The organism is Streptomyces torulosus, from assembly GCF_001419765.1.
GTDB classification, from domain to species: domain Bacteria; phylum Actinomycetota; class Actinomycetes; order Streptomycetales; family Streptomycetaceae; genus Streptomyces; species Streptomyces torulosus.
In genome coordinates this window covers 9892-10112 of sequence record NZ_LIRK01000212.1, presented here as the reverse complement: position 1 = coordinate 10112, position 221 = coordinate 9892, and positions in this window count along the sequence as shown.

Sequence of the window (221 nt, the reverse complement as noted above, 5' to 3'; positions counted from 1 at the left end):
GGTGAGGGCCGAGGGGCGGGCTCAGGGGCACTCGTCGGCGGGTAGAACCCCGGCAGCCCGGCCAGGCGGTGACCGCACGGCCCGGCCAGGCGGCCGTACGGCCACGTCATCTCCTGTCGAGCCCCGTCCGATCCCGTCGAATCCCGTCGAGCGAAGGACCCGTATGACCCAGCAGAGCTCCCTCGGTGTCCTCGTCATCGGCACCGGCCGGATGGGCGCCG